The sequence below is a fragment of the Roseimaritima multifibrata genome (assembly GCF_007741495.1).
Lineage (GTDB): Bacteria > Planctomycetota > Planctomycetia > Pirellulales > Pirellulaceae > Roseimaritima > Roseimaritima multifibrata.
On sequence record NZ_CP036262.1, the window covers coordinates 2059067 to 2083107 of the forward strand.

Consider the following 24041-nt stretch of genomic DNA (forward strand, 5'->3'; position numbering starts at 1 on the left):
CGGTGTCGCCGCAATCCGTTATCGCCGCAATCAGCGTGCCACACGGCATAGCATTTGCGATGCAGCGATGGCGGTTGCGGTGAAGAACGCCGAAGCGAAGGTTTGCTCTTTGGATATTGAATATTTGCCCTCTGAATAATGAGATGATGATGATGACGACACTACATCATGTTGCTGTTGCTTCGCTCTGTATTGCGATTGCGACGATAGTCGGCTGCGATGGTTCGGCTGATTTGACTGAAGACTCGACTCGGTTGGAGGTCGAGGTGCCCAAGGTTGAAATCGGTGAGGAACCGGTCGACATGGATCTTGGTACTGACGACGACGTAGATATCGATACGCCCGTCAGTGGCGACTCATAGACGCTGGCATGCTTGCAGCGGCCTCGCGGAAAATTTCAATCTTGCGGAAATCGATGTTTCGAGCCCTCTTGTTGGCGCGACGATTGACCGCTTACGCACCACGCCGAACGAAAATCAAACAGCGACATGAATGGTTCGGCGTCTCAGTCAGCACTTGATACTGCGGGGAAGGGTGCGGAGAAAATTTCCGAACTGTTTTACTGGATGGCCGGTGGCGCGTCGGTGATTTGGATCGTCGTGATCGGATTAGTGATTTACGCGATTTATTCGCGACGCGAACATCCCCTGCGGATGACTCGCTGGTTGGTAATCGGCGGCGGTGCTGTCGTGCCGGTAATCGTCTTGACATTGCTGCTGAGTTACGGGCTTGCGCTGCTGCCAGATCTACAGCGCCCCGCACCGGCAGGAAGTCCAGTCATCGAGGTGGTGGGCGTGCGCTGGTGGTGGCGGGTCATTTACCGTGACGCGGCTGGCGATCGTATCGAAACCGCGAATGAAATCTACTTGCCGGTCGATCAACCAGTCGAGTTTCAATTGACCAGTGAGGACGTGATTCATTCGTTTTGGATTCCGACGCTTGGCGGGAAGGTGGATATGATGCCAGGACGCACCACTCGCTTGAAACTCCATCCAACGCAAGAGGGAGTTTTTAGTGGAGTGTGTGCTGAGTACTGCGGTACGGCCCATTCGCAAATGCGTTTCCGAGTTGTCGTCACCGATCAGGCAAGTTTCGAAGAGTGGCTCGTTAAGCAAGGAAATGATCTCGCGGTGCCCCGCGACCGGTCCGGTGGTTCCGGACCAGAGCGTTTGTTGCCTGACGCTACAAGTGCGCCGACGGCCCAGGGCGAGCAAGTTTTCCTGTCGCGGGGCTGTTCCGCCTGTCATGCCATCCGGGGCACATCCGCCGACGGGAGCGTCGGCCCCGATTTGACCCACTTTGGTTCACGGCTATCTATCGCTGCTGGTGTGCTGGATAACACGCCGGAGAATCTTGCCTTGTGGCTTGAGGATACACATGGAGTGAAGCCTGGTGTGGAGATGCCTGAGTTCGAAGCCCTTTGCGACACTGAGATTGATTTTTTAGTTCAATTCTTAGGATCATTGCAATGAACGGACAGGCCCAGCGGTTACTGAATGCGTGGCGTAAACCGAAGGGGTGGCGGTACTGGTCTGCCGTAAATAATTCCGAAGTCGGACTTTGGTACACGATTACCGCGTTTGCCTTTTTTCTGTTCGGCGGTCTGCTCGCGCTAGCCATGCGAATTCAACTTGCGGTTCCCGGCAACGATTTTCTCACGGCGGAGCAATACAACCAAGTTTTTACGATGCATGGCAGCGTCATGATGTTCCTGTTCGCCGTGCCGATTCTTGAAGCGATCTCGATCCTATTGCTTCCCCAGATGATGGGAGCAAGAGACCTTCCGTTTCCTCGTTTGTCAGCGTATGGGTTCTGGTCGTTCTTGATCGGCGGTGTCTTCGTTTGCGGTTCGTTGTTCTTTGGTGCCGGACCACGCGGCGGATGGTTCATGTATCCGCCAATGACGACTCAATATCAAACCGACGTAGGAGCCGATATCTGGTTGCTGGGATTGTCGTTCATCGAAATTGCGTCCATTGCGGCGGCAGTCGAACTGATCGTCGGCGTCCTGAAATGTCGCCCACCTGGAATGCGATTGAACCTGATTCCACTTTATGCTTGGTACATTCTGGTGGTCGCGGGAATGATTCTGTTCGCCTTTCCTCCGTTGATTGCCGGGGACCTCTTGATGGAGTTGGAACGGGCACTCGATTGGCCGTTCTTTGACGCATCCCGCGGCGGTGATCCAATGTTGTGGCAGCATCTGTTTTGGATTTTCGGACATCCTGAAGTCTATATCGTGTTCCTGCCATCGATCGCATTGGTGGCGATGATCGTGCCGACGTTTGCTCGGACACCGATGGTCGGGTACAGCTGGATTGTGCTGGCGGCGGTCGGCACGGGGTTCCTGAGTTTTGGGTTGTGGGTTCATCATATGTTCACAACCGGTTTACCGGGGATCACAATCGGGATCTTCTCTGCCGCATCCGAAGCGGTAGCAATTCCAACCGGGGTGCAAATATTTTGCTTCATCGCTACGCTGCTGGTTGGTCGAGTGACAAAGTCAGTCTGTTTGCTATTCGTATTGGCGGGACTTGCGACGTTCATTATCGGCGGTCTGACGGGAGTGATGGTCGCGGTCGCACCGTTTGACTACCAAGCGCATGACACCTATTTCATCGTTGGACATTTACACTACGTCTTAGTTGGCGGCACGATCTTTCCGATTGTTGCAGGCTTCTACTACTTTTATCCCCTGATCACAGGGAAGCTGCTTTCTGAGCGACTTGGCACGATTGCGTTTTGGCTAATGATGATCGGCTTCAACGTTAGTTTTTTTCCGATGCATCTAACTGGATTGATCGGGATGCCGCGGCGAGTCTATACGTATCCCGCAGAGATGGGATTCGATAACTTGAATTTGCTCTCGTCAATTGGAGCTTTTGTATTGGCGGGCGGTTTTCTGGTTTTCTTGTGGGACCTCCTGCGGCCCAAGCGTAAACAACCTGCCGCGCCCAGGAACGTGTGGAATGCCGGAACGCTCGAATGGTTGGCTGAGGTTCCCGACCAACCGTGGGGCGTCCGCAGCATTCCTGTCATCAAGTCCCGATATCCGCTCTGGGATCAAGAGAACTTCGTTCGTGATGTCGACGAGGGAAAATTCTACCTTCCGGACGCTGAGGAAGGTCTGCGAGAGACGCTTGTGACCTCAACGGTTGAGGCGACGCCAATCCTGTGCCTACGAGTTCCCGGCCCAACGTTTCTGAGTTTTTGGGCGGCAGTCTTCACCGCAGGAGTGTTCGTCTTCAGCACGTTTCATTGGTACGTCGCCGCGGGTGTCAGCGGGGTTTTCGCACTCTTTACCATCCTGCGATGGCTTTGGACCGGCACCGCGATCATTCCCAAAAAGACCGAGAAGGATGTTGGCTTGGGGCTGACACTGCCGACTTACGTTTCGGGACCCGATGCGGTCGGCTGGTGGGCCATGTTCATTACGATGCTTGGCGACATGACCGCGTTTATGTCGCTGGTATTTGGCTATTTTTTCTACTGGACCGTTCACGAAGATTTTCCACCCAAAGGTGTTCAAGGTCCTGGAATTTTCTGGCCGATGATTTCGCTGGCTGCTGCCTTGGCGGCCTGGGGGCTGATGCTGCTCTCGCGAAAACTTAATCGTCGGAAACAAGCTGGCGGATTTTACATCAGTACATTGGCGTCCGTTGCTTTGGCATTTGTGGTTGCCGGTACGCTGGTCGCCGGACCTAGGCTGCACAACATGGACCCCACGCAGCACGTTTATCAAGCCTCCGTTTGCGTCTTGGTTTTATGGACGGTGGTGCATCTTGCGGTCGGGATTGTGATGCAACTGTACTGCATCGCAAGGCGGGCGGCAGGGAAGATGACGGACCGATTTGATGCCGACATTGTCAACGTGACACTGTATTGGCATTTCATGATGTTGACCGTAGGTATCACGGGACTGACGATTGCCTTGTTTCCGCTGGTGGCGTGAGGAGTATGAATATCAAAGATTCGGCTGCAGCAGAACGCAAACACTCCGATCGCACGGAGCGGTACGGTTTGCGCTATACCCCAAATCTATGGTGGCTTACGTACTCGCCACTCTGTTGGGCAGCCCATTTTCTGGCCAGCTATTTGACCGCCGCGATTTACTGCGCCAAGGGTGGTTCGGCGGATGGCGACGCATTGCCGGTCCGGATCGCCGTTGCAATCTTCACCATCATTGCACTGTCGTTGATCGCGTCGGTAGGCAGAAGAAGTTTGCGAGTGCATTGTGTGGGACAGGCGACGCTGCCACATGATGATGACACGCTGCTCGATGAGCAGCGTTTCCTCGGATTTGCTGCGTTGCTGTTGTCGTTGCTGAGCGGTATCGCAACGCTCTACACAGCACTCGTCTTCGTTTTTATGGAGACTTGTCACTGATGCGATTGGCGACTTGGAATCTTGGCTGGATTTTGCTCGCGTTGGCGTGGATGGGGCCACTTCCGCGATGGGCCGAAAGTTCGTTTGCCGCGCACATGACGCTGCATATGTTGATCGTCGCTGTAGTGGCACCGCTCCTCTCCATCGCGATGGCGGGGCTGCGTTTTGATCCTGTACGCAAAGCTCCTGCCTTGTTTTCGCCAATCCCTGCTTCTGTGGGCGAGTTACTGATCGTGTGGGCGTGGCACGCTCCGGGATTACATCACTGGGCACGCCATGACCTGTTCGGACTGATCATCGAGCAGGGAATGTTTCTGGCTTCTGGAATGTGGGTGTGGCTGTCCGCATTCGGTGGTAGTCAGCCACGCAGCCGCGCGCGAGCGGCTGCCGGAGTCATTGGCCTATTGCTGACTTCGATGCACATGACTTTCCTGGGGGCGTTGCTTGCGCTGTCGCCACGTCTGTTGTATCAACACCATCATGCGGCATCAGGACTGACGCCGTTGGTGGATCAACATCTCGGTGGCGCGGTGATGCTGGTGGTCGGTGGGATTGCCTACCTGGCTGGCGGACTTTGGTTGACGAGAGACTTGGTCCGTGAGGTAAATTTCCAGCCAGCTGCCAGGTCCAAAGTGCCCTCAACACAAGCTGGAAGCTTACGCCAGGAGGTGGTTCAATGAAACGACGACTAGGAGAGCTGACAATCTTGCTTGCCTCGCTGGGGATACTTGGCGTGATGGTACTGGTGTCGGGAATCGTGCCGATCAAGGCCAGCAGCGGGCATTGGCCGATGACACGGTTGATATTGGATTTCGCAAGCGATCGATCGGTGGGGTTGCACAGTGCTGGTATCGAGGTTCCGCCGCTGGATGAACCAGGAATGGTCCAGCTCGGTGCGGCAATCTTCGACAACAATTGTCGTTGGTGTCACGGCGCACCAGGTTTCCCGTCGCCGCCCGTCGCCGCACAGATGACTCCTCATCCGCCCAAGTTGGCGGAAGCGGTCGAGACCTGGGACGATGCCGAGTTGTTTTACATTCTGAAACACGGAATCAAGTTTACTGGGATGCCTGCATGGCCGACACAATCGCATGGTGAAGAAATTTGGCCTGTCGTCGCTTTTTTAAGGGAGTTGCCTGATACCGACGCCGACACCTACCTTGACTTGATTCAATCCGAGGTTGCCAAAACCGATGCGATCGAAACGCCGATCGCCTATGAAGTTGCAACGTTGTGTGCTGCGTGCCATGGGATGGCGGACAGCCGACCAACAAGTGATCGAGTTCCTGTTTTAGCCTCCCAAAACGGGGCGTACCTAAAAAACTCCTTGTTGGCCTATGAAGCTGGCGAGCGAGGCAGCGGTGCGATGATGCCGATTGCACATCGCTTAACGGACGACCAAATCAGTGAACTTTCTAGCTACTACGCCGAGCAAATTCGCGAACCGGCGGTGATGAAAGACTCATCTGACGAAGAACTGATTGAAGCAGGTCGTCTACTTGCTGCTAACGGTGATCGGTCCGGCAAAATCCCTTCGTGCGTCGACTGTCACGGGCCAGGTGAAATAATGCGCAGCAGGGATTACCCAAGACTAGCTGGTCAGCCCGCTCGTTATCTGCAACAACAACTTGTGTTATTCGCCGAAGTGAAACGTGGCGGCAGTGACAACGCCTCGTTGATGGACTCCATCGCCGACAAACTAAGCGATGCGCAACGGCTTGCACTTTCTGCGTACTACGCTTCGCTAAACGTCGACCGAAAGGAATAAGCATGCTTTCGTTCACCAAGCCCAACGCTGACAGCATTGCTCGATTCCTGGATCAGCAAGCAAAGCTGGATTTCAACTATCCCGATGTCGGCGCGACTGACGGTGAATTGCCAAGTCACTACGACCACAACTCCATTGAAGAAGAAGTCGGACGTCGCGCGACGGATTTTCAAGAAGCAAAAGCAGCTATGTTGGCGTGGAAACACTTCAACGTTGGATGGGCGGCAGCCTGCCCGACGACCACGCCAATTCGCGAGGGCGAAAATGTTGCAATCCTCGCTCGCATCTCGGGTTTATGGGCGCTGGCAGCCTGCCGAATCATCGAAGTCTTGCATGAAGAATCGCCAACAAGCAAACGCTTCGGATATTCATTCGGCACACTCCCCGGACACCCCGAACAGGGAGAAGAACGATTTGAGGTTCGATGCAGCGCTAACGGTATCGTCACGTACCGCATCACCGCCTTTTTTCGGCCCAATTGCCTGTCCGCGGAAATTGCCTGGCCTTACTTCCGGTACCGTTTCAATCAGTTTCGACGTCAGTCAGTGGACAGGCTACGCCGTCATGTCCAGGATTCATCCTAAGCGGAGTTGAGGCAGCGTGATCACGATTTTGATGCATCGACAACCGTCTTGAATCGACGATGAGGTTCCTCTGCAGCGTGGATCTGATTCGGAGGCCGGAAATCAATGAACCAAATCGAATTGATTGAAGCGCTGCGCCAACACTGATCTGTTGTTTGCATTGCAACGGCACCTTCCTCTTCACATTAACGTCTATGAATTTAATCCGATGAACGGAAATTTGAATCTGAGCTCACACGTCACGTCGCGGTCACCGCTTCTAAAAGGAGAACGATAGATGGAAATCACGCTTGAAGGTAAAGTGGTTTGGGTCACGGGAGGTAGCGAGGGAATTGGTCGTGCGATTGCCGTGAAGGCCGCCGATTGTGGCGCTCGCGTCGTCGTGACTGCAAGAGATGCTGACTCGGTTAACGCAGTTGTGTCTCAAATTGAAGCGAAGGGCCGCACTGCATTGGCGGTGACTGCGGATGTAAGCGTCCCAGACGAGATGGAAAAGGCCGTCAACCAAATCATTGCCGAGTACGGTCGGCTGGATGTCGTTGTGGCGAATGCCGGGACGAACGGAACTTGGGCACCGATTCATGAACTCTCACACGATGAGTGGACGAAGACGATTTCGGTCAACCTGACCGGTACCTACTTGGCGATCCATCATGCCGTCCCACATCTGAAAAACGCCGGGGGAGGAAGTATCGTCATTATGTCTTCGGTCAACGGCACAAGAATGTTCAGCAATGAAGGAGCGTCGGCTTACGCCGCGAGCAAGGCGGGGCAATTCGCTCTTGGACAAATGTTGGCTCTGGAATTGGCGCCGTCAAACATTCGAGTGAATGTGATTTGTCCGGGGGCTATCGAAAGTAATATTCACGGGAAAACGGAGAAGCAGGACTTAGCGACCATCGAAACTCCTGTTGAATTTCCCGCAGGCAAGATTCCCCTGACCGCTGGGAAAAAGGGGAAAGCCGAGGACGTTGCAAAACTAACCATTTTCCTTGCGAGTGACGCTGCATCGCATATCACTGGGACTCCAGTCTGGATCGATGGGGCTCAGTCACTTTTGCAAGGATGAGGCGGTACGAGGATCGGGGAACTGTCGATCCCAAGCGGTTTGCTGGGATGGCATGGATGGGATTTTTTAAAGCGGGAGGCAAGTTGCTGGTAGCGGACTAGGTTCCTTGGTTCACCGAGTCTAGCCAAGACGCCACTTCGCTCGCTTCGGGTCGTTCGCAGAGACGGAATTTTTTTAGGCTCCCGTCGGCATCGTCGTACATCAGCATGGTGGCTGCGGTTAGGTCGGAGGCGATCGGCGTGTCGATCAAATTGGCCGAGTCCGCTGAACTCATCCGTCCAAGCAACCGAATTTCAAGATCATGGTGCACCGAACGTGGCAACCACCGCGTCAGCGTTTCGGCGGTCTGGCAACAGAGGATCGTATAGACCCCTGCTTGCGGACCATCTTTTAGAATGCTTTGGAGGGCATCGGACCCGCTGAGGGTTTGTTGTTCGTTTAGAGAGAACTGATAGGAATCGGATTGTCGTAGTTCACGGAACCGTTCCAGCGGGGTGATGACGATCACCGTAGGTGGTTGATCTTTGATCGCTTCGTCTCCCTCGGCCAAGCGTTTCGCGACCAAGGCGTTCAAGCGATTTAATTCGCTTTCGCAATCCCGCGGCGACACCGATTCGATGGTTAATCCGGTTGCCTGCAACCAATCGCTTGGGCGTTCTCCTCCTTCTTCGGAGATTCGATTTCCGTCCAATAAAACGATTTCAGGGGATTGAGAGTAGCGGTCTTGCCAGTCCGCAAACATCGAAGAGAGGGCTACTGTTAGAACCGACAGCGTTGGTTCCGCGGTCGCGACAACAAGTGCGTTGCGACCGGTTTGAGGCTGAAAACGAAGAAGCGTTGGCGGCCCGATTTCGATCGATTCTCCCAGCAGTCCTCGTAGTTGACGGGCCCCTTCCGGTTTGGATTGGAAAGCGGCCTGAAGCAATCGCGGAGTCCACTTGGTTGGTCGATTCCCCTCAAAAATGACCACAGGTTCGTGATCTTGCTCCGCTTCCCATTTGGAATCCCTGGCGGTGATTTCCGCCAACATTCGTTGTTGCTCGTCGCCCGAAAGCCAAGCGATTTGGAAAGGTTGATTGCCTTCGGTTAACCCTCCGGCATCGTTGTAAATCGCTTCTCCGGGGCGGTTGATCACGCGGGCCGCTGGATTGTCGTCGGCCAGGATTAATGCTGCATCGGCTTCGCTGGACTGCAGGGCAATTCGGACAGCCATTTGTCCCAGCGTTGCCCGTGGCAACGCGTAGGAGCCTGCCAGTGATTGGCTACTGAGGATGACGTGCATGCCAAACGAACGCCCTTGCCGCACCAAGCGGTCGAGGTACATCGCGCAGTCGGCAGCAATTCGATCGTCATGAAGGAAGATTTCTTGAAATTCATCGATTACCAACAGGATTCGCGGTAGCGACTGATGGGTGGCTTTGCGGTAACCGCCAAGATCCTGAACGCGAGCTTCCCGGAATTGTTCGCCGCGTTGTTGTAGTTCGGCGTCCAAACGTTGGAGGACACTGCGTCCGAACTCCCTTTCGCTTTCGATCCCGATAACGCGAGCATGGGGAAGAGGCCCATCCGCGTAGGCTTTGAATTCAACCCCTTTCTTAAAATCCAGTAAGTACATCTGTAGTTCCGCGGGCGTGTAAAGCATCGCTCCCGCGGTGATGATCGTATGCAGCAGCGTGCTTTTTCCCGACCCCGTTTTACCGGCGATCAAAACATGTTGGCGAACGCCTTCCCCTAGTTTCAGTGCAAGGCTGCGGTAGGCGCCTTGGCTGCCGATCGGGATTTCCAAAGTATCGGACGACTCGGACGTTCCCATCGAACCGGCGGGAAGGATTTTTTGCAGAGGGATTTCGACGCGATTGGCTGCGACCGCCGCTTGCCCGATAACCTCGGTCCAGCCCAGTTGATCGGGAATTGGAGGGGGAGCACAGGGGAGGAACGCGTGTTTTGAGAACGAATGGTCTAGGTAGCTCCACTCGTTTTCGGAATCGATCCGCATGCGCATCAGGCGGGGGTCCTCCAACGAGGGGAATTCCTTCGGCCACGGCAGCGTTTCGTCTCGGACAAGAATCAGGAACGTGCCACATCGGCGTGCACTGTCGACCATCGCCCGCAGATGATTCGCCGATTCGGGGGTGATTCCGCCGGGCAGTCCAACCCCGGCGACGATTCGATAAGGTTCGGCGAGGGATCCCGCGATTTGGTTATAATCTTCGATCGTATCGAATTGGTCGCGTAAGCAGGATTGCAACACGTCTTCATTGTGCTGCGTCCATTCGGCTAACCGAGTTTCAATCTGTGCGGGAGCCGTCCAGACGCGGTTGTTTACCAATGTTCCGTCATGATCGGACAGCGCGATCAAACCCGCAAAATGCTGGCCGCGTCCGATGGGGTCAAGCAATGTCGCTTGGCAACGTCCGGGAGTGACGCCTCGGAAGGCATTCCACAGCAGGGAATGAACCAGTTCGACCGCCTTCTCTGTTTTCTCTGGCGGGCAGTCGATCACGATTCCTGCATGCAGTCTGCGATGGAGGGCAACGGGTAACCACTGGGGCAGCGCTTCGGATGCGGAATCGGGTGAACCTTGGACCCCGGCGTAGGTTGCCGACTGCCCCATCACTTGGCGAAGCGGATCGTGGATATCGATCCGTCCGACAGGAAGGTAATCAAGCGTACTGGAACCGGAGCATTGCGGCGGTGTCTGCCAAACGGGAAAACGTTCTTGCCAAATGCGTTGATAGTCGCGGATGCGTTGTAGCCCGCGTTCGACGGTGACCGTGAATCGCTGATTGAAATGTTCTATTTCGCTTTGGTTCTTTTCGAGTAGCCGTTCTTGGCGAACGCTAAAATCTTCTTCAACGCGCTGCAGGCGGGTTTGGATCTGGGCTGTCAGTTCTTCTGCCTGGGTGTGCATCTTTTGATCGACAGCATCCATGTTCCGTTGGAATTCCATCCCGATTTCGATCTGTTTTCCTTGCAGTTGCTCCCGTTCGGTCTTCTCATGTGCTGCTAATTTTTCATTGGTTTCGGCAATGTGTTCACGCTGCCACCGTTCGGCTGCCTTCAGGTGGAAGTCGCGGGTCTTGAGCAGGTCCTGAGCAAAAGCTTGGGCCTTTTTCTTCGCAATCGCTCGCCCTGTTTTTGCCGCGCGTTCTCCCATCGCAGCGAAGTGTTCGGCCGCCGGGTAGTCGCGACGCGTCTGTCGCCGCAGTGGAAACTGCAGGATCGCAAGGACGCTGAAGAACAGAAACAAAGCGGTTCCCAGTCCTGAAAGTAGTGCGATCAGCAGGTGTTCTTCGACAAACAGGAAACAACCGATTGACCAGCAGAGTACAAAAATGGCCGCTCCTAATGGCAGGATCCAAAAAGTATCGACCAGTTTTGAGGGAGTACTGCTGTAGAGTTTGCGAAGGTTTTCGCGGATCATTCGGTTGGCGGTTTCGATCGCATCGACCGCTTCTTGAACCGATTCCGGTGCTGCTTCTTGATCGGATTCCGGGATTGGGGGGACCGTCGGCAAACCGCTTAAACGCCTAGCCGTCACATCGCGGACCTCGTCCAGCGATTCCACTAAGGGGAGCATCGCTTGATCCAGCCGCGATTCATGCTTTAAGCGTTTCTCGGTGGGTAGCGGTTTTTGCGTTTCGTATTGATGTTGTACCGCAGCACACCGAGCACGCACTTTATTGGCGATCGCTTGATGTTCTTCTTTCCGCTTCTGTTCGAAACGGACGGCCAAGCGTTTTAATTCGGTTCGCAGTTCAACGGTTTCTGTTTCGTATTTTGAAATCAACCGTTCGTTTGCGTCGTCCCACGTGCGTAGAAAGTTGTTTCGTTGTTGACGGCAATCTTGAAGCGTTTGTTGTCGCAGTTGTGCCGCTTGCTCTTGCTCATTTTTCAATTCTGCTGCGTGATCTTCTGCTAGTTTCTCGCGTAGCTTGTCTGCATTGGCCGCGCGGTCCATCAGACCGCGCAGCAGTCGCTCCTGGCGCTGAGGGGAAAGCAATCCTGTGGGGGCCGGAAGCGTTTTCGGCATGTTGTTATTCCTGGTTGCGGTCGCGTAGATCTTGTTCGGCCGTCTGCAGTACATCACGCAATTCTGTTAGTACCGCTGACAGCCGATTCAGCGAAACAGGAATGGGAGCTAGGTGTTCGTCTTCAAAGCGAGTGCGTCGCTGGTCCTGCCAGTCTTCTTTGATTTCGCTCCATAGGCGGGCGAAATCGCGCCAGTCGCGGCGACTTCGGTTTTCGCAGTCGGTCAATTGTCCGAGAGTGGTTTGGATGCGGGCGCTCATGGCTCTGGATCGACTGGAGGAAGTTTGGTTTGACTGTATTGCTGGAGGACGGAGAGCATTTGTTGCAAATCGGAACGGGCTCTTGGAATCCCCGTATCAAGCGTCTGTTGCATGTTGCCGATGGGGCCGGTCGCCGCATTGAGTGCCGATTCAATTTGCAGGCGATGGTGGCGGCAGCGAAGCTGTTTTTCGCGACAAAACGCCATCCGATTTTTTGCCGTCGCAACCCGCTTTTTGGCTTCGGTTGCGGGGGCACGATCCCCAGGGCGGGTGGTCGATTGTTTTTGCTGAAGGTCATCGAGCGCGGCGTTTAAGTCCCGCTCGGCTAATGTGGTTTGTTGTTTCCAGTACGCAGGCTGATCGCTGGTGATCCATTCTTGGGCATGCTGTAGGGCGTGGCGAATTTCCTGGACCGATACATCCATGGCGTGAGCCCATTTCAGCAGTCCCCCATCAAGACGCTGTAGAACTTCTAAGTCACGGACATTGCTTTGCATAAGGATCTCAACCGCGCAAATAGGATTCGATCTGATCGGCTTTCCGTACCAGATAGGGAAGGTGTTGCTCGGTGGCCGCAAGCAAACGGTTCATCTGCCGAAGTTGCTGTTCAAATTCAGAGGCAAATTTTCGTTGCTGTTCGTCACGCCAAGTCTGCTCTAATTCGTGCATGTGACTGGCCAAGGCAGCGTGGCGTTGCTTCATATCTTCCGCATAATCGCGCAGATGGCTGGCGAAACGACGCAGTTCGTCGGGGTCGGCAATGGCTTGGTTCATGAACGTGCTGGGGAGTTGGAGTTGGCTGCAAGGTCTCGTTCGGCGAGCGCCATTTTGAGAAAACGTTCGTATCGCTTCAATGAGGCTGGCAGACCGACATGGGACGCTAGGTCGACTGCCGCCTGAAGGGCGGTGATCCGCGTAGGAAGGTCCGCCGGAACCGCACGTCGCATCGCTGCCGCCCGGTATTCGGGGAGGGCTTTCATCGGCTTGCCAAGGGCTTGGTAACATTGTCCCCGCAGCAAATAAGCAGCCGGGGCAAGGGCATCGATTCGGGTAGCCGTTGCCACTGCATCGATCGCTTCTTTGAATTTTTCCAGATCGCGGAGGGCTTCGCCTAGCACAACCCGCAATGCCGTATCTTCTGGCGATCTTGCCAGTCTTCCGCGGCAGACCTCGACCCGTCGCGCCGCCCAATTGACTTTGGCTCGTTCCAGTTCCAGTTCCGAATCGACCGTCTGGTACCGGATCGCAAGTTCACGTGCGGAGCGGAGGTGTTGTAGCGATTGTGCTAATTTGGCTTCTTCGAATTCCCACAATAGCCTGCGATCGTCGGGCTGGACCTGCAGGCCTCGCTGAAGCGTTTTGCGAGCCTCGATGGGGCGATTTTCGGTTCGATAGATTTGTGCCAATTCTAAATAGGCGTCGACGTCCGCAGGATTGGGCTGTAGGAAGCGTTCTAGTTCTTGCCGACGTTGAAGCTGGACCGCTGAATCGACAGGTTGAGGAGATTCATCACTGGGATCCTCGGCAACGACGCCACGGCGGAGCAATTCTTCCGGTTGAACGGGTCGCCACGGTCCACCCTCCAATGGGCTTAATTGGATGGAAGGATTGTTATCAGGGGCGTCTTCAGACATGGCACGCCTCGATTCTGCTAATAAGACTGAAAGAAAAGAGTCAATAATTAAGTGTAACTCGTTTTCCCCAACGGTGTCGAAACAACGTTCGGGAAAACGTCAGGTACCGGTGCCAAATAAAGCCCGCTGCGGATGGCGTCTTGGGGGGCGTTTCACATTGATGGAACTGACGCTGGTCCTGATGATTCCGCCGGTTTGCTGGTTGGAATGCAACAGGGTCGCTGAATGCGAGCAACGCAAAACGGGTTGAAAACCGTTCGCTAACCAGCTGTTTGGGCTATGCCGTTTATAGCGGCATAACGGCAGCGCTGTTTGGTTCGCGTTGCGTGCGTGAAACGGAACCCTCTCGCCGCGTGAATCTTTATTTCGTCTGTTGACTCGTCTCGACGCCCAGAATGCCATCGTCGCCATTTACTGCCGCCCATCGGTTGCTGGGCGGGAGAGTGATCGCGGGGCATTCGAATCAGAGAAACCGACCGGTTACTGTTGTGGGCGGATGACCACTTTCATCTGGCCGGGGTCTCCTGCGTACAGTCGTTCAAACCACTGCGGCCCGTCGGCAAGAGAGATTTGCTGGGTGATCAGGGGGGCAACCTGGATCGCTCCGCTGCTCATCAATGCGATGCAGGCTGGGTATTCGCCGTTGCAGCCACACGTTCCTTTTATCGTTAGTTCGCGCGTGACCACGGACTGGAGAGGCAGATCGATGGTGGGGCTGACATTCCCAACCAAAGTGACATGCCCTCCTTTGCGGACCGATGCGATTGCGGACTGCACGGTGGCGGTGGTCCCCACGACTTCCAAAGCGATATCCGCACCACGGCCGTTGGTTAGTTCTGCGACTCGGTTTGCCACATCTTCATCGTTGGCGTTGATGGTGTATGTGGCTCCCAGTTGTTTGGCGACGGCCAATCGTTTGTCGTTGACGTCAACGGCAATCACGCAGCTCGCGCCCGCCGCTTTAATCGCTTGCACGGTAAGCAGTCCGATCATTCCGGTGCCGACGACAACCGCGGTGTCGCCCAGTTCCACATCCGTCACATTGGCGGCATGGACGGCGACCGATACCGCTTCGACCAAGGCTGCGTGTTCGAAAGGGAGGTCATCAGGAAGGGAGTAAACGATATGCTGAGGAACCGCAATCCGTTCGGCGAATGCCCCGTGCTGCCGGTATTCGCCACAAGAGACGCCAAGGACGCGTCGGTTATCGCAAAGGTTCGCATGACCCTTCCGGCAAAAGTGGCAATTGCCGCAGGAGACCATCGAATCAAACGTGACCCGGTCCCCGATGGCAACTCCGGAATCGACTTGGTCGCCGATCGCAACCACGATCCCCGCCGCCTCGTGTCCCATGACCAGGGGGGGGATGCGGCGGCCGGTACTGCCATCGTATCCATGGATGTCACTGCCACAGATCCCGCATGCTTCGACCTGGATAAGGACATCGTGAGACCCGACTTCTGGCTCTGGAACTTCCGACAATTCCATCTTCTTGTATTCAGTTAGCAGTAACGCTTTCATAGTGTTTTGGTTGGGGCAAGGAGGTGAGGAAGAGGAAGTGTCCTGCAGGTGCCGATCGGTGGCAAAATATATTTGCGACATTCTAGCACTGCGATCACGCGTCTGACGATCCCCGCGTTGCCCGATCGGCTTTGCAGGTTCCGCCAATTTCTGCCGCATTTTGCGTGAGAGTGAATTCCATTTGCCGCTGCTAAGGGCCTAGAATAGAACCCGAAAGTAAAAACCCACCCTTCCGGAGATCCTCTGCATGTCGAAGTATCGTAGTTTTGGCCTCACCATCCTCCTTGCCTTGGCAGCGACCAGCGGGTTTTCAGCGGAGCCGCTAAAAGTGTTGCTGGTCGACGGACAAAATAATCACAACTGGAAGGAAACAAGCCCTCTTATTGTCCAGGTTCTTGAAGGAACGGGACAATTTGCTGTGGATGTTGCGACCAGCCCAGCGAAAGGAGGGGACATGACTTCCTTCCAGCCAGCTTTTAGTGACTACGACGTTGTGGTCTCTAACTACAACGGACAGCCATGGAGCGAGGCGACTCGTAAAGCCTTTGAGGAATATGTCTCCGGCGGCGGCGGGTTCGTTTCCGTTCATGCCGCGGATAACGCCTTCCCGGGATGGGAAGCTTACAACCGGATGATCGGCCTAGGCGGCTGGGGCGGACGAAATGAAGAGAGTGGTCCCTACGTGCGTTGGCAAAATGGAAAAATTGTCCGCCAAGCTGACAAAGGCCGAGGCGGTAGCCACGGACGCCGGCATCCGTTCTTGGTTGTCGTCCGTGACACCAACCATCCAATTACTAAGGGGCTGCCCTCTTCTTGGATGCAGGCGGCTGATGAACTGTACGCGGAACTTCGCGGACCTGCTGAAAATATGCATGTTCTGGCAACCGCTTTCAGCAGTCCCGACACGGGCGGGACCGATAAGCATGAACCGATTCTAATGAGTGTCGCTTATGGCGATGGCCGCGTGTTCCACACAACGCTGGGACACGACAACGAAGCGATGAAAGGGGTTGCGTTTCAGGTCACGTTGCAGCGAGGTACCGAATGGGCCGCCACAGGAAAAGTCACCACGCCACCTGTTAGTGAACAGACTCTCACCAGCGAAAAAGCTGCGTTGCGGGATCCTGCTGAAATCGGGGGCAAAGACACCGCGGCGATCGATTTTGATGCGCCTCCCGCCTTGGATGCCCCGGGCTGGGTAAAAATCTTTAACGGTAAGGACCTGACCGGTTGGTCACAAAAGAATGGCACGGCAACCTATCGCGTTACAGACGGTATGATCATCGGCAAAACCGCTGTCGGTAGTCCGAACTCGTTTATGTGTACCGACAAAGAATACGAGGACTTTGAATTGACGTTCGAAGTCAACGTGGACCACGGCCTAAACTCGGGCGTCCAGATCCGCTCACGCAGTTTGCCTGATTATAAGTCGGGCCGAGTTCATGGGCCTCAGGTCGAAATCGAATCAAGTCCCGGTGAATCCGCTTACATTTACAGCGAAGGAACCGGTCGTGGTTGGATCAGTCCCGAACAACCGATCAAGAACTCTTACAACAAAGACAAGTGGAATCGCTTTCGCGTAAGGGCCGTCGGGGACCGGATTCAGACCTGGGTCAACGACAAGAAAATCGAAGACCTTGAGGATGAGAAATCGTCTCACAAAGGTTTCTTCGGGCTTCAAGTTCACGGTATCGGAAAGGAGCAGGGGCCTTACGAAGTTCGCTGGCGTGACGTCCAGGTTCGTGAACTGAAGTAACGAACGCTTGCTGTCGGGCCTCCGGTCCTATCGCCCCCATTTAACCGTTCCGAGTCCTCTGCCTTATTCAGGCGGATGCTCGGAACGGATTGCGAATTGGGGAGCCTCTTTTTTACGCTGACGCATCCAGGTCGAGCAACGATTTGGCGATCGGTTGCAGGATCTGCTCCTGTTCGGGCGTCAATTCGCTCAGCAGCGGCAGCATCGGGCCCGTTTCTGCGATTCCTGCTAAATCGAGAGCTCGGTGTAGGACGCGAATCGGATGGATCGAATTGCGTTGGTCTTCCAAGCCCTCGAATTCTTGGCGAATCGACTCCGCAGTGTCGTAATCCTTCGCTTGGATCGCCCGGAGCATCGCCATGCTCTTCTTGGGGGCGACGCAAACGCAACCGCTGGTAAAGCTGCCGACTCCGAAGTCACGCATGTGGATGATCGCTGGTTGTTCGCCAATCCCGCTAACCACACGATCGCCGGGAACCGCGTCCAGCAATTCCTGCAAGTATTCGTCTTCGGACGGATCGTCGCGGACGACCGCATATTTGATCCAGGAAACCAAACCGTCGTCCAGCAGGGAGGCGACGGTTTGTGGAGCCAACCAGCGGTCAAATTTCAGGTAGACGACAACCGGTTTGCCCAACGCCTCGGCAGCTTTACGAATTCCTGTTGCGATCCCTTCGGCGTCCGCGACATCGCGGGAGGGAAGGACCATCACGGTTGGAAAATCGAAATCTTTAAGGACTTCGACTTGGTCCATCATGGTTCCGAAGGCTGGTCCGATCGAAGGGACCACGCCGGTTTGAGGACCGGCGATGTCGGTCAGCATTGCCAACGTCTGAGCATATTCCTGCATCCGGATATGGTAGAAAACCGCATTTCCACCATAAAGCAACAGGTTAACCCCACCTGCTTCCAAGTGTGAGACGATCTTCTGATTCTGCGTAGGGCATACCTGAAGCTCGGAATTTCGAGCCATCGGAGGGACGGCAAAGACACTGGCAGCAAGTCGTTCGGGGGTCTGAGGCGAGGTATCCATCAAGCGAATCCGGCGGGAGTAAAAGAGTGCGAAAAAGGACCGTCCACAAATAAGTTATCCATATTCAATTGTAGCGGAAGGGCGTAGGCACGCTGGTGGTTGGTTTGCGGTTTTGTCGATGAGCTGGGGAGGCTGGATGCGGGCTCGAGATTGTACTAGCTGTGTGAGAAGTGAGAAGTGAGAAGTGAGAAGTGAGAAGTGAGAAGTGAGAAGTGAGAAGTGCTTAGCAGGGACAGCCATTTTGTATTTTGCAATTTTCGCTTCTCATTTTGCATTCCCCCCCACACACCCGCCAGCCATCTTCGTGGCGGGCACCTCGTCGTCGCCTGCTCAGCTAGTCAAGGTGGAGTGGTTCTCGCCAGGCCAAGTTGGCGACGGGACCTCTCAGCAGGACTTGTTCGGGTGCCTTTGCTGTTTCGGAGGCTCGGGCGCCAGCGCCCTTTTACGCTAGATCGTGTTAAGGGAGCGTACTTTCTCGCACCGGAGGACGAGGGCATTTACTCGAATACGTTTGCATCGATCATTGCTACAATGGCAGTCGCATGTTTGTTCTTTTTCACTGAGCATTATCGACGCTGAACTGTTCTACTTATGCGATTAATCGACTGCGTTGATACCCATACCGGAGGCGAACCGACTCGCGTCGTCTTTTCCGGGGGCCCCGATTTAGGGACAGGGACCATGGCGGAACGGGTGGTGCGATTTCGCCAGGATTTCGACCATCTGCGCACCGCCTTAATCCATGAACCGCGAGGCTGCGACTGGGTCGTTGGCGCTTTGTTGGTCCCTCCGCGAGAACCCGAATCGGCGACAGGCGTTCTCTTTTTTAATAACCGCGGCTACTTGGGAATGTGCGGCCATGGACTGATTGGCGTGGTTCGTGCGTTGGCCCACCGCGGTTCGCTTGTCGCGGGAAAACATGTCTTTGAAACTCCTGCAGGTATGGTTTCCGCAACCTTGCATGATGACGGTGCGATTTCTATCGAGAACGTGATTAGTTATCGGTCAGCGAAGCAGGTTCTTGTGTCGCTTCCTTCCGGAGAAACCGTCCTCGGAGATATCGCTTATGGGGGAAACTGGTTTTTTCTCGTCTCGTCGCCGCCACTCGACTACGCGACTCGCGATGTTCATCTCGCCCGCTGCAAGGAAATCAAACAAGCTTTGCAGCAGCACGGGGTGACCGGCGATGAGGGGGCTGAAATTGACCATGTTGAACTGTGTGCCCCCTGGCCTGGTTCCCAAGGTCCCGGCAGTCCGCACAGCCAGAATTTTGTGTTGTGCCCCGGCGGAGAGTATGACCGCTCGCCATGCGGTACCGGTACGAGTGCGAAATTGGCATGCTTGGCTGCCGACGGCCATTTGCTGCCTGGAGAAATTTGGCGACAGGCTTCCATCGTGGGAAGTCTGTTTGAGGGGACCTATCGACCGGCAGAGAATGGGATTCGCCCCACGATCACAGGGCGGGCCTACGTGACCGCAGAGATTCGGTTTGTCCTTGGCGAGGACGACCCGTTTCGGCATGGCATTGTTTCGCAGTCTGGCATGCCAGCCAGCCTGCCTGCCGATAACTCCTCAAGAATGCCATGAATTTGGATCGATCCGCGAATCTTGAAAACGCTACGGCTTCCCGCCGAACGGCCATTGTCGTTGGCGGAGGCTTGGTTGGCGGTTGGAGTGCCTTTTACCTGCAGCAGGCAGGCTGGCAGGTTCGCGTCTTCGAGCGTGATACGTTTGGCAGTGGAGCCTCTCATGGAAATTGCGGCTACATCTGCCCCAGCCATGTGCTGCCACTTTCGGGACCTGGAGTGATCGCAAAAACGCTCCCTGCGTTGTTGACCCCGGGGGGCGCATTGTCGATTCCCCCGCGGCTGGATCCCACTTTGTGGAAGTGGCTATATCGGTTTGCCAGAGAATGCACCGAAGCGAAACAAAGCATCGCGGCGGCTGGCCGGCATGCTCTTCTGGTTTCGTCCGGCGATCTTTACAGGCAGTTCCTTGCCGCGACCGACTGCGATTGTGAGTGGCAAGAGAACGGGCTGATGCTGGTCTATAAATCATCGCACGAATTTCAAGCGTACACCACGACGGCTGATTTGCTGCGGGAGAAATTTGGCTTGCGGATCGACGCTTATCCAGCAGAGGCTTTGTCGGAATTGGAGCCCGCTCTGAAAAAAGGGTTGGGAGGAGGTTGGCACTTTCCTGATGATGCCCACGTTCGACCCGACAAATTGCTGAAGGGCCTGCGGCAACAAATCGAAAACGCTGGGGGGCATATTCATGAACACTGCACGGTTCAGTCGTTGCGGATTGAGAACGGAAAACTGCTGGCGATACAGACCAATCAAGGTACGTTCGATTCCGAGGTGATGGTATTGGCGACCGGTGCAGAGGCTCCGGAGTTTGCGAAACCGCTCGGGTGTCAGATCCCGATCCAGCCTGGCAAAGGGTATTCGTTTACGATGCCCGCGTTTGCAGAACAGCCAAGAATACCGATGATTTTTGAAGAAAGCCACGTCGCCGTTACTCCGATGCAGTCCGGATTTCGGGTTGGTTCGACGATGCAGTTCACCGGTTACGATCGGTCCTTAAATCGCAAGCGATTACAACTGCTGCGACGATCGGCTGAAAGCCATTTGGCCAAGCCGCTGCCGACCGAAGTGAGTGAAGAGTGGAGTGGGTGGCGGCCAATGGTTTACGATGGCCTCCCCTGTATTGACCGTGCTCCGGCTGCTTCTAATGTGATTGTCGCCGCTGGCAACGGGATGATCGGTTTAGCCAGTTCGCCAGCGACGGGAAAACTGGTCGCTGAAATCGCTTCGGAAGTGACGCCACACATTGACCCCTATCCTTATTCTCTTTCGCGATTTAATGGCTAGCAATCCATAAGTTGCGTGTTCCTGTTTCTACTCTTTTATTGGTTGTCGCTGATGGATACCACGATCTTTCAAGGCTGTATTCCAGCCATCATGACCCCTTGCCACGAAGATCGTTCGCTGAATTTCCCGGCGATGATTGCGACTGCCCAACGTCTGATGGCGACTGGAATGCAGGCGGTAATCTATTGTGGATCGATGGGGGATTGGCCGTTGTTGACCGATGCGCAGCGACAGCAAGGTGTGCAGGAATTGGCGTCGGCGGGAATTCCCGTGATCGTGGGAACGGGGGCTCAGAACACTGCATTAGCAGCTGCCCACGCTGCCCACGCGCAGCAGGTTGGAGCAAGAGGGTTGATGGTCATTCCGCGTGTTCTGTCTCGCGGTACTTCACCCGCCGCCCAACGAAACCATTTTGCCGAGGTTCTGGGCGCAGCCCCCCGGCTTCCTGCGGTGATCTACAACAGCCCCTATTACGGGTTTGAAACCAAAGCGGATCTATTCTTCGACCTTCGTGCTGAATTTCCAAATCTGGTTGGATTTAAAGAATTTGGTGGGGCACAATCGCTCAGTTATGCCGCGGAACACATCACTAGCGGGGATGATGATCTGTTGCTGATGGTTGGGGTCGATACGCAGGTCTATCATGGCTTCCTTCACTGCGGAGCAAAGGGAGCGATTACGGGAATTGGGAATTGTCTGCCCAACGAAGTTTTGCAGTTTGTCAGACTGTGCCAAGCGGCCGCCGCAGGGGACGCTCAAGCCAAACAATACGCCCAAGAACTGAGCGAGGCTTTAACCGTTCTGTCCAAGTTTGATGATGGCCCTGATTTGGTCCTCTACTACAAACGCTTGATGGTCTTGGAAGGAGATTCCGCGTACGAACGGAATTTGAATCCCACGGACGCCCTCAGTCCAAGCCAACTTGGTTTTGTGATGGCCCAGTACCAGCAATTTAAAACATGGTGGAGCCACTGGGCGGGAAAAGCGTATCGTTCAAGTACAATGGGCTAACGAAGATCGCAAGCAACCGTTCGCGAGGCAGAAGTCCAAGACACTCAACCCTTAAATCCTTTTTTTGCTCGTCGTCCCTCCTTAACCATTGGAAACTTGATGGATTCTCGAATCAGGCGTACCACTTTGATTGATCTCGCGAGCAGCCGAAAAGGGCTTTCCCTTCACTTCTTGTTGGTACCGATAGCGATCGTAGCGAGCGTCTGTTTGCCAGGAGGGCTCCATGCTGAAGAGAGCGAGGCTGCTGCGGTGCCCGTTTTCAAAGATGGCGAAGCTCAAGTCGTCCCAGCGTTCGAGGATCCTGATCGCTGGATCCGCCACGATCTTTGGGTGGAAACCGAGTTCGATTCCGACAAGGACGGGAAACTGGACCGAGTTCACGTCGCTGTCACACGCCCTCAAGAAACCGAAATCGACGGTCTGAAATTGCCCGTTGTCTATGTCACCAGCCCCTACTTTGCGGGTACCGCTGGCAATGACCTTGAGTATTTCTGGGACCCCAAGCATGAGCTGGGCGAAACGCCACCGGAGCATAAAAAGGGGCCTCGATTTGAACGCAAAGGGCTCCGCCCGATCATCGCGAAAACGCACTTGAAAGAATGGGTTCCACGCGGCTATATCGTGGTCCATTCGTCTTCTCCTGGAACGGGGCTATCGCAGGGGTGTCCCACTGTAGGTGGTTCGAATGAATCGCTGGCGCCTAAGGCCGTGATCGATTGGCTGAATGGTCGCGCTAAAGGATTTACGGCTCCTGACGGGGGCGAGCCGGTACTTGCCTACTGGACGACCGGCAAAGTTGGGATGACAGGCACGTCGTATAACGGAACGCTACCCTTGGCGGCTGCCACAACGGGAGTGGAAGGACTGGAAGCAATTATCCCGATCGCTCCCAATACGTCGTACTATCACTACTATCGCTCGAATGGATTGGTGCGCCATCCCGGTGGATATTTGGGAGAAGATATCGATGTCCTGTATGACTTCATTCACAGCGGCAACCCGGAGTTCTGGGAAGCCTGTAACTGCGATGTTCGGGACGAAGAAATGGGCCCTGGGATGGACCGCGAAACCGGAGACTACAACGATTTTTGGGCCGGTCGCGATTACCTGAACCAGTTGGAAAAACTGCGTGCCCCCGTCTTAATGGCTCACGGGTTTAATGACTGGAACGTGGTTCCCGAGCACAGTTACCGGATCACCGCTGCGTTGAAGAAGAAGGGGAATGTTCCCGTGCAGATTTATTATCATCAGGGCGGCCACGGAGGCCCTCCACCAATGAAGATGATGAACCGCTGGTTCACGCGGTACCTACACGGAATCGAAAACAAAGTGGAAGAGGATGCCAAGGCATGGATCGTTCGTGAGGCTGATGAAAAAGGGGAACCGACCGCTTATCCCGATTATCCACATCCCGATGCGCAACCTGTCGAGCTGAAGTTGCAGGGGAATGCACCGGAACAAGGGGCTTTGACGCTTGGATCGGTTTCACCCTCTAGTCCGGCGACGGAAATGTTGGTCGACAATGTTTCATTCGATGGAAAGACGCTTGCCAAGGCTGAATCGACGAACCATCGCTTGATTTACGTCACACCGAAACTAGCAGAGCCTGTTCATCTGTCAGGCGTTGCCCGTATCTCGGTCCGCGTGGCGAGCAGTAAACCGGCAGCCAATCTATCGGTCTGGCTGGTTTCGCTTCCCTGGAACGATGATCCCCAAGCAAAGATCACCGACAACATCATCACCCGTGGTTGGGCCGATCCTCAAAACCAAGAATCGATGCGGAGCAGCCAGCCTCTGCAGCCAGGTCAGTTCTATGACGTCTCCTTTGATCTGCAGCCCGACGATCAAATCATTCCTGCCGGTCAACAGATCGGATTGCTGATTATGTCCAGCGACCGGGAATTTACGCTTTGGCCTAAGCCGGGCACGGAGCTAACGTTTGACCTGCGAGCAACAAAACTGATGCTCCCAGTCGTCGGAGGCGAAGCCGCGATCAAATTCGAGAGCGCCGCCGCGACCGAGTAAAGGCGACAATCACTAAATCAACAAGCCGTCACGCAGCGGGTTGTGAACCTGCCAGGGCCAGCCCGGAAACGGACCTTTTGCTGCGG

At 55.0% G+C, this 24041-nt stretch carries 20 protein-coding genes; 13 read left to right on the forward strand and 7 right to left on the reverse strand.

All coding sequences use genetic code 11. The features are described 5' to 3' along the window. Positions 1-149 precede the first annotated feature (149 nt). The 8 genes from FF011L_RS07500 (at position 150) to FF011L_RS07535 (ending at position 7807) form a co-directional block, all read left to right on the forward strand. A complete protein-coding gene (locus tag FF011L_RS07500; protein ID WP_145351025.1) occupies positions 150-362 on the forward strand; it encodes a hypothetical protein in 213 nt (70 codons plus the stop codon). Positions 363-488: 126 nt separating this feature from the next. Then, a complete protein-coding gene (gene coxB / locus FF011L_RS07505) occupies positions 489-1472 on the forward strand; it encodes a cytochrome c oxidase subunit II (protein ID WP_145351026.1) in 984 nt (327 codons plus the stop codon). After that, complete coding sequence (ctaD, locus tag FF011L_RS07510) at positions 1469-3952, forward strand: cytochrome c oxidase subunit I (protein WP_145351027.1); 2484 nt, start codon at positions 1469-1471, stop codon at positions 3950-3952. The genes coxB and ctaD overlap by 4 nt, the downstream gene beginning before the upstream one ends. A gap of 5 nt (positions 3953-3957) precedes the next feature. Further along, the gene (locus FF011L_RS07515; RefSeq protein ID WP_246109797.1) at positions 3958-4386 is read left to right on the forward strand and encodes a transmembrane prediction; all 429 of its coding nucleotides are present in this window, start codon (positions 3958-3960) and stop codon (positions 4384-4386) included. Beyond that, the gene (locus FF011L_RS07520; RefSeq protein WP_246109798.1) at positions 4386-5066 is read left to right on the forward strand and encodes a cytochrome c oxidase assembly protein; all 681 of its coding nucleotides are present in this window, start codon (positions 4386-4388) and stop codon (positions 5064-5066) included. The genes FF011L_RS07515 and FF011L_RS07520 overlap by 1 nt, the downstream gene beginning before the upstream one ends. Next, positions 5063-6154 (forward strand): c-type cytochrome, encoded by a 1092-nt coding sequence (locus FF011L_RS07525; protein WP_145351029.1) that lies wholly within the window; start codon positions 5063-5065, stop codon positions 6152-6154. Before FF011L_RS07520 ends, FF011L_RS07525 begins: the two co-directional genes overlap by 4 nt. A 2-nt stretch (positions 6155-6156) precedes the next feature. Then, complete coding sequence (locus tag FF011L_RS07530) at positions 6157-6738, forward strand: DUF1990 domain-containing protein (protein WP_145351030.1); 582 nt, start codon at positions 6157-6159, stop codon at positions 6736-6738. Positions 6739-7015: 277 nt separating this feature from the next. Continuing rightward, entirely contained in the window at positions 7016-7807 is a 792-nt protein-coding gene (locus FF011L_RS07535; protein ID WP_145351031.1) for an SDR family oxidoreductase, read from the forward strand. A 97-nt stretch (positions 7808-7904) separates the two neighbouring features. Here the strand turns inward: FF011L_RS07535 and FF011L_RS07540 are convergent, their stop codons facing one another. From FF011L_RS07540 to FF011L_RS07565, 6 genes are all read right to left on the reverse strand, one after another. Then, a complete protein-coding gene (locus tag FF011L_RS07540; RefSeq protein WP_218933073.1) occupies positions 7905-11840 on the reverse strand; it encodes an FtsK/SpoIIIE domain-containing protein in 3936 nt (1311 codons plus the stop codon). A gap of 4 nt (positions 11841-11844) precedes the next feature. Continuing rightward, entirely contained in the window at positions 11845-12099 is a 255-nt protein-coding gene (locus tag FF011L_RS07545; RefSeq protein ID WP_145351033.1) for a hypothetical protein, read from the reverse strand. Next, complete coding sequence (locus FF011L_RS07550; protein WP_145351034.1) at positions 12096-12596, reverse strand: hypothetical protein; 501 nt, start codon at positions 12594-12596, stop codon at positions 12096-12098. The genes FF011L_RS07545 and FF011L_RS07550 overlap by 4 nt, the downstream gene beginning before the upstream one ends. Positions 12597-12603: 7 nt before the next feature. Further along, the gene (locus FF011L_RS07555; RefSeq protein WP_145351035.1) at positions 12604-12873 is read right to left on the reverse strand and encodes a WXG100 family type VII secretion target; all 270 of its coding nucleotides are present in this window, start codon (positions 12871-12873) and stop codon (positions 12604-12606) included. Then, entirely contained in the window at positions 12870-13733 is an 864-nt protein-coding gene (locus FF011L_RS07560) for a tetratricopeptide repeat protein (protein ID WP_145351036.1), read from the reverse strand. Before FF011L_RS07560 ends, FF011L_RS07555 begins: the two co-directional genes overlap by 4 nt. A gap of 480 nt (positions 13734-14213) precedes the next feature. After that, on the reverse strand, positions 14214-15254 hold the full coding sequence (locus FF011L_RS07565) for a galactitol-1-phosphate 5-dehydrogenase (RefSeq protein WP_145351037.1): 1041 nt from the start codon (positions 15252-15254) through the stop codon (positions 14214-14216). Positions 15255-15501: 247 nt separating this feature from the next. Between FF011L_RS07565 and FF011L_RS07570 the strand changes: the two genes are divergently transcribed. Then, entirely contained in the window at positions 15502-17010 is a 1509-nt protein-coding gene (locus FF011L_RS07570; protein WP_145351038.1) for a family 16 glycoside hydrolase, read from the forward strand. Between the two features lie 112 nt (positions 17011-17122). Here the strand turns inward: FF011L_RS07570 and FF011L_RS07575 are convergent, their stop codons facing one another. Next, a complete protein-coding gene (locus tag FF011L_RS07575) occupies positions 17123-18043 on the reverse strand; it encodes a dihydrodipicolinate synthase family protein (protein ID WP_145351039.1) in 921 nt (306 codons plus the stop codon). Positions 18044-18634: 591 nt separating this feature from the next. Between FF011L_RS07575 and FF011L_RS07580 the strand changes: the two genes are divergently transcribed. The 4 genes from FF011L_RS07580 (at position 18635) to FF011L_RS07595 (ending at position 23955) form a co-directional block, all read left to right on the forward strand. Beyond that, positions 18635-19630, forward strand: coding sequence for a proline racemase family protein (locus FF011L_RS07580; protein WP_145351040.1), 996 nt, complete (start codon positions 18635-18637; stop codon positions 19628-19630). Further along, positions 19627-20919 (forward strand): NAD(P)/FAD-dependent oxidoreductase, encoded by a 1293-nt coding sequence (locus FF011L_RS07585; RefSeq protein WP_145351041.1) that lies wholly within the window; start codon positions 19627-19629, stop codon positions 20917-20919. Before FF011L_RS07580 ends, FF011L_RS07585 begins: the two co-directional genes overlap by 4 nt. 51 nt (positions 20920-20970) lie before the next feature. Further along, the gene (locus FF011L_RS07590; protein ID WP_145351042.1) at positions 20971-21930 is read left to right on the forward strand and encodes a dihydrodipicolinate synthase family protein; all 960 of its coding nucleotides are present in this window, start codon (positions 20971-20973) and stop codon (positions 21928-21930) included. A 99-nt stretch (positions 21931-22029) separates the two neighbouring features. Further along, positions 22030-23955 (forward strand): Xaa-Pro dipeptidyl-peptidase, encoded by a 1926-nt coding sequence (locus tag FF011L_RS07595; RefSeq protein ID WP_145351043.1) that lies wholly within the window; start codon positions 22030-22032, stop codon positions 23953-23955. Positions 23956-24041: the final 86 nt, after the last annotated feature.